This window comes from Syntrophorhabdales bacterium (genome assembly GCA_035541455.1).
Taxonomy (GTDB): domain Bacteria; phylum Desulfobacterota; class Syntrophorhabdia; order Syntrophorhabdales; family WCHB1-27; genus JADGQN01.
In genome coordinates this window covers 1-5,303 of the sequence record DATKNH010000114.1, presented here as the reverse complement: position 1 = coordinate 5,303, position 5,303 = coordinate 1, and the positions used below count along the sequence as shown (strand labels likewise).

General features: G+C 53.4%; 6 protein-coding genes. 1 reads left to right on the top strand and 5 read right to left on the bottom strand.

What is annotated here, in order from left to right; genetic code table 11:
• The first annotated feature begins 342 nt into the window (after positions 1 to 342).
• Positions 343 to 1,443: a hypothetical protein gene (locus VMT71_11870; protein HVN24660.1), complete on the top strand. Its 1,101-nt coding sequence runs from the start codon at positions 343 to 345 to the stop codon at positions 1,441 to 1,443.
• A gap of 42 nt (positions 1,444 to 1,485) precedes the next feature.
• Here VMT71_11870 and arcC read toward each other — a convergent pair whose 3' ends face one another.
• The 5 genes from arcC to VMT71_11845 form a co-directional block, all read right to left on the bottom strand.
• On the bottom strand, positions 1,486 to 2,427 hold the full coding sequence (gene arcC / locus VMT71_11865) for a carbamate kinase (protein HVN24659.1): 942 nt from the start codon (positions 2,425 to 2,427) through the stop codon (positions 1,486 to 1,488).
• A 2-nt stretch (positions 2,428 to 2,429) separates the two neighbouring features.
• Positions 2,430 to 3,806 carry a cyclic 2,3-diphosphoglycerate synthase gene (locus VMT71_11860; GenBank protein HVN24658.1) on the bottom strand — a complete coding sequence of 459 codons (1,377 nt, stop codon included), beginning with the start codon at positions 3,804 to 3,806 and terminating at the stop codon, positions 2,430 to 2,432.
• Between the two features lie 21 nt (positions 3,807 to 3,827).
• Positions 3,828 to 4,313, bottom strand: a complete 486-nt coding sequence (locus tag VMT71_11855; GenBank protein HVN24657.1) for a flavin reductase family protein — start codon at positions 4,311 to 4,313, stop codon at positions 3,828 to 3,830.
• A 35-nt stretch (positions 4,314 to 4,348) separates the two neighbouring features.
• On the bottom strand, positions 4,349 to 4,663 hold the full coding sequence (locus VMT71_11850) for a hypothetical protein (protein HVN24656.1): 315 nt from the start codon (positions 4,661 to 4,663) through the stop codon (positions 4,349 to 4,351).
• Between the two features lie 145 nt (positions 4,664 to 4,808).
• Positions 4,809 to 5,303, bottom strand: a 495-nt coding sequence (locus tag VMT71_11845; protein HVN24655.1) for a hypothetical protein, incomplete at its 5' end; no start/stop codon positions are given.

The following is a 5,303-nucleotide window of genomic DNA, read 5'->3' as shown; positions in this document are numbered from 1 at the left end:
TCAGTGTTCAGAATCGCCGAGGAGATCGTACCACCGGGATGCGGTTTGTCAATTAATCTTTGGTATTAAATTTGAGCTTAAGCCTTGTGGCTGATGTTCTTGTCCAGACGCGCCGCGATGGCTAAAGTCCTGGGCCGGTGTGATAGAGCGGGTCGCGCATGAGTTCGTGTTAGGTGCGGACTGTTTTATCGCTTTCGGGAATTGCGTATCATTTCAGCTCGGTTTGTATTAGATTTACTCTGATCACCGTGCAGTCGTCCTGACGGTGCACGGATGTTCGCAGCTATCGTCCAGGAATCTTTTCCAACGGGTTTTACCGCAGCCTGAGAGGAGAGCCACCATATGACGTTTGTTCTCCCTACCTATGCTCCCCCGGACTTCGCTGGAACAGAATTTTCGGAGTGTCCCCTTGTAGTTTTCAAGGAGGTAGTGCAGGATGGTGTCGCGCCCGACAATTACCACGCCACATCAATATTCCCTGAATACCTGCAGATCCAGAAGGGGGAATGGCGTCTCATAGCGGAGTCTCGCATGGATTGCGTCGTGGTGATGGATGCGTATGGGATACTCTCGGTGAGAGAATTCCGTCATCTGAAGGCCGGTGAGATGGTTGCATGCGGGAGGCGGGAGAACGGCGAAGACGGGATTCTTGTGCATACTGCCGGTTTTACCTTTCCTCGCGCTGTCACCGAGAAGTTTGCGTTTCGCACCGGCATTACCAGGGAAACATCATTTTCCATCGATTACGACGAACTCTATGCATTGCTCGGATACGAACGGGAAAACGGTTTTATCCTCTGGACGCTGGGGCCCGCCACCGTGTTCGACCGGGATTCCCGTAACGCCTTCGTCAGGCTGATCGAGCGCGGCTACGTTCATGCCCTGCACGCCGGAAACGCCCTGGCGGTCCATGATCTTGAAGGAGCTTTTTTCGGAACGGCCCTGGGACAGGAAATATATTCCAAGAGAAGTGTGCCGGCGGGCCACTACAAACACCTGGACGCCATCAACAGGATCAGAGGACTGGGGTCTGTTGCGAATGCTGTGGAAGCAGGACACGTAAAGGATGGCATCATGCGTGCGGTCGAGCTTAAAGGTATCCCGTCTGTTCTTGCCGGCTCGATTCGTGACGACGGCCCGCTTCCGGAGGTGATCGGCGATGTATATCTGGCACAGGACCGTATGCGGGATCTTACGCGTCAGGCAACCACGGTCGTTGCGATGGCAACGCAGCTTCATGCGATCGCAATCGGCAACATGGTGCCATCCTACAAGGTCGAGAAAGAGAGAGTGCGTCCTGTCTATTTCTACAGCGTTGATATGTCCGAGTTCGCGGTAAGCAAGCTCGCTGACCGGGGTTCCCTTACTGCCCGTTCAATCCTTACGAACGTCCAGGATTTCGTGGTCACGCTGGAGCGAGGGCTTAAAGACCGCTTCGGATAGCCACAGGCAAATGACCCAATGCCGTGCTTTAGTATTAGAGCGTTACCGCACGACTTCTGTCCCCGCATTGCCACAGACCGCTTCCTCTATCGCCTCTAAAGAAGTAATGACGGCTCTCTCACCTCCATGGCGAATGAATTCGATAGCTGCCTCAACCTTGGGTCCCATTGAGCCTGGAGGAAAGCGCCCCTCCTTGAGGTAGCGGCTCGCAGCTTTTACAGTTAACGTGTGAACGAACTCCTGATCCTTCTCTCCATAGTGAAGAGCGACACCCTGCACGTCGGTAGCGATCAGGAAAATGTCTACGCCTGTTTCCATGGCCAGCCGGGCACTGGCGAGATCTTTATCGATCACAGCGTCTACGCCGGAGAAGGCTCGGCCTTCCCGCACCACCGGGATACCCCCGCCGCCGCAGCAGATGACGATAAAATCCGTCTCGATGAGTTTTCTAATCTCGCGTTTCTCCACGATGGTAATGGGTCTCGGCGAAGCCACAACGCGCCGGTATCCCTTCTCCGTTTTCACTGTCGGGTAGGGAAGGGCCGTGACTCGTTCCGCCGCATAAGGCGGACCGATAGGTTTTGATGGATTTTTGAAGGCAGGGTCATGTTCATCCACGACCACGTAGCTGATCAGGCTCACCAGGTTCTTCCCGGTAATGCCGGCTTTCATCAGTTCGCTGTCCAGCGTTGATTCGATCATGTAACCGATCTGGCCCTGCGTCTGGGCCACCAGAATCTCGAGGGGCATCTTGGGAGCCACGTCACAGCATTCCTCCTGAAGGAGCAGGTTGCCCACCTGAGGTCCATTGCCGTGAGTAATGATAATGCGGTAGTGTCGGGAAAGCCGCGCGATCTGCCGCATGGGGGTCCTGAGATTCTGAAACTGCTCCTCCGCAGTGCCGATTTGATCTTTTTTTATCAGCGCATTTCCGCCGAGAGCTACAAGCAGGATCTTCTTCTGGTGATCTTTATGCGGAGACAATCTTATTCCCCCGTTCCACGCTCGCTCTTTGTAATCCAGGGTTGCATCCGCCTGGCAAGAAGATCATCGAGCAGCGGCTCCCCATGGTCTCTGTACTCATAGCGAACGCGCAGGGCCGGCTTGTTGAGAGAAAGGATTCTCGTCAGGTGAATAGGCGTAGCAAAAAGGACAAGGTCACACGCCGTGTCATTGATAGTCTCTTCAAGATCGCTGATCTGGTGAGGGCTATAGCCCGTGGCAGGAAGCACCGCGCCGATATGCGGATAGAGCCGGTAGGTCTCAGCGATGGTACCTCGAGCAAAGGGCCGGGGGTCGATTATCTCGGCGGCCCCATGCTCTCTGGCGGCGATCAACCCCGCGCCATAAGCCATGCCCCCGTGAGTGAGCGTGGGACCGTCTTCAACCACCAGGACACGCTTTCCCCTTATGAGTTCAGGATGACTGACCAAGACAGGGGATTCCGCAAGAACAATTTCGGCCCTTGGTGCGTGTCGTCTGATGTTGTCCCTTACTTTCTCCACGTTTCCCCACGGGGCAGTGACTACCTTGTTGATGATAGCAATGTCAGCCATGAGCATGTTACTCTCGCCCGGGTAATAGGAGAGTTCATGACCTGGACGGTGCGGATCGAAGAGCACGATATGCACATCAGGATGGTAAAAAGGAGTATCGTTATTGCCGCCATCCCAGACGATCACATCTGCTTCTTTTTCTGCCGCCTCCAGGATCAGACCATAGTCAACACCGGCAAAGACCACAATCCCTTCATCTACCAGTGGTTCATATTCCTCCCGCTCTTCAATGGTGCAATGGTGCTTTTCAAAATCAGCAAAGGACGCGAAACGTTGCACCACTTGTGTTCGTAAATCACCATAGGGCATGGGATGACGGACCGCAACCACCTTTTTCCCGAGCCGCCTGATAATGGCGCATACCTTCCGGGTTGTCTGCGATTTTCCCGACCCGGTTCTCACGGCGCAGACAGCCACGACGGGCTTATTCGACCGGAGCATCGTGTAGGTCGCTCCCAGCAAAATGAAATCCGCACCTTCCGCCGTAACGAGAGACGCCTTGTGCATAACCTCTATGTGAGGAACGTCGCTGTAACAGAAGGAAACGAGATCGATGCTGTGCTGCCTGATGAGTTGAGAGAGTTCTTCTTCGGGGTAGATGGGGATTCCCTGAGGATAGAGTGCTCCCGATAGTTCCGGCGGATAGAGGCGCCCTTCAATGCCGGGTATCTGGGCAGCAGTGAAAGCGATAACGTTGTAACGAGGGTTATTTCTGAAATAGACATTGAAGTTATGAAAATCCCTTCCCGCAGCCCCCATGATGATCACTTTTTCGATCACGCTGTTTCTCTCATCGTTAGCCGGCAATCACCCTCCCGCTCCTTGTCTCTACCGCAGTTCTTCACCGAGAGCATAGTACCGGTCCATATCCCACACCATGGGGGACACGTCCTTGTTTCTAGTGAAATCACCAGCCTCAACAACGTAAACCGTAAAGTTGCCGGCCGGGTAAGACGTAATGACTTTGCACTCTATGCTCGCAAAGGAGCTCTTGATGATTGGCGCTTTCACCGTGGCGGCTTTCTCGATCTCTATGCCAAAGTCCTTAAACTTGTCTTTCGCCTTCTGGTGGCCGAGTTTCTTGGCAAGTTTCACCTGCTCAGTAGATGCAACATTCAGGACAAACTGGCCGGTCTCCTCAATCAGACGATGGGCCCGAATATCTTTCTGGATACTGACAACGAAGAGAGGCGGGTCCTCGGAGATGAACATTGCTCCTGCTGTCATGGCTTCGCGTTCAGTTTTCGAAGCTACTGTCAAAAGATTCACTGAACAGGGCATGATGTGACTTACTTTCATCTTCTTATTAATCATAACTACCTCCCCTTTTTATTTTTGATCTGCCAGAGTCACTTGATCTTCTTGTCCGTGAGATCGATAACCCGAATGTTACTATCATCTAAACCCTCGTAGCCGACTATCCTGAAATCAGGTTCTTTTGTCCTCTTGTCGATAGCCTCACTAATAGCTTGGTATAGGCAGGCCATGCCACACATGTGAGAAAAGCCCTCGTCGAGACAACCGTCAACGCAACTCAAAACGGTAATCGTCCACTTCTTGGAGGAGGGGCCAGTAGTATCTTCTTTTATCGTAACGCCAAAACTCCCTTTGTCCAACTCAAATTCCGTTTTGCAGACATCGCAGACCCCCTTACGCTTTATCATGGTGCTCACCCCCTCATTCGGTATTCGACCATACATCAATATAGGTTTTAGTCGGAAGTGCTGCAAGAGAAGTGAACTACCGGGGCGACATTTCAGGTCACGGTCACAGAGAACATTCAGAATGGGGATCGAATCTTCCGTTCATTCATAGCGCAACGCCTCGATGGGGTCGAGGCGGGCAGCCTTCAGCGCCGTTGGGAGGCGCTGCGAAAGCGATCACTCCTGTGGCCAGGACAATCGAGGTTGCCGAGCCGCAAGAGAACAGATCAAAACGTGAAAGCCCGATCTGCCAACTATGCCTGGTGCCTCGTCTCTCGCGAGCCAGCAAAAGGAGCACGAGTAGGACGGTAACGGCAGTGCCAATCCAGACGCTGATTAGAGCGGCAGGTCTGAGGCCGAGTATGATACTTAGCAGTTCCGTGAACAGCGTGAGCAACATGCCCCGGACGACCGAGGCTGCGAGAAACGCTCGTCGGCCGTTCAGAAGAGAATCGGCCTTCTCCGGCCTGAAGTAAAAAGCTGTGGTAATACCTAGCCAGGAGATCAAGGGCAACGCCGCTAGCATCCTAAGCTGCTCTCCCAAAAGCTTCAATGAACCGACTCCCGGCTTAAGCAAAGTAACTGCAACGATACTCCACCT

Coding starts and splice junctions, on each gene's coding strand:
- VMT71_11850 (HVN24656.1), bottom strand. CDS start 4,663: ATGATAAAGCGTAAGGGGGTCTGCGATGTCTGCAAAACGGAATTTGAG.
- VMT71_11870 (HVN24660.1), top strand. CDS start 343: ATGACGTTTGTTCTCCCTACCTATGCTCCCCCGGACTTCGCTGGAACA.
- VMT71_11855 (HVN24657.1), bottom strand. CDS start 4,313: ATGATTAATAAGAAGATGAAAGTAAGTCACATCATGCCCTGTTCAGTG.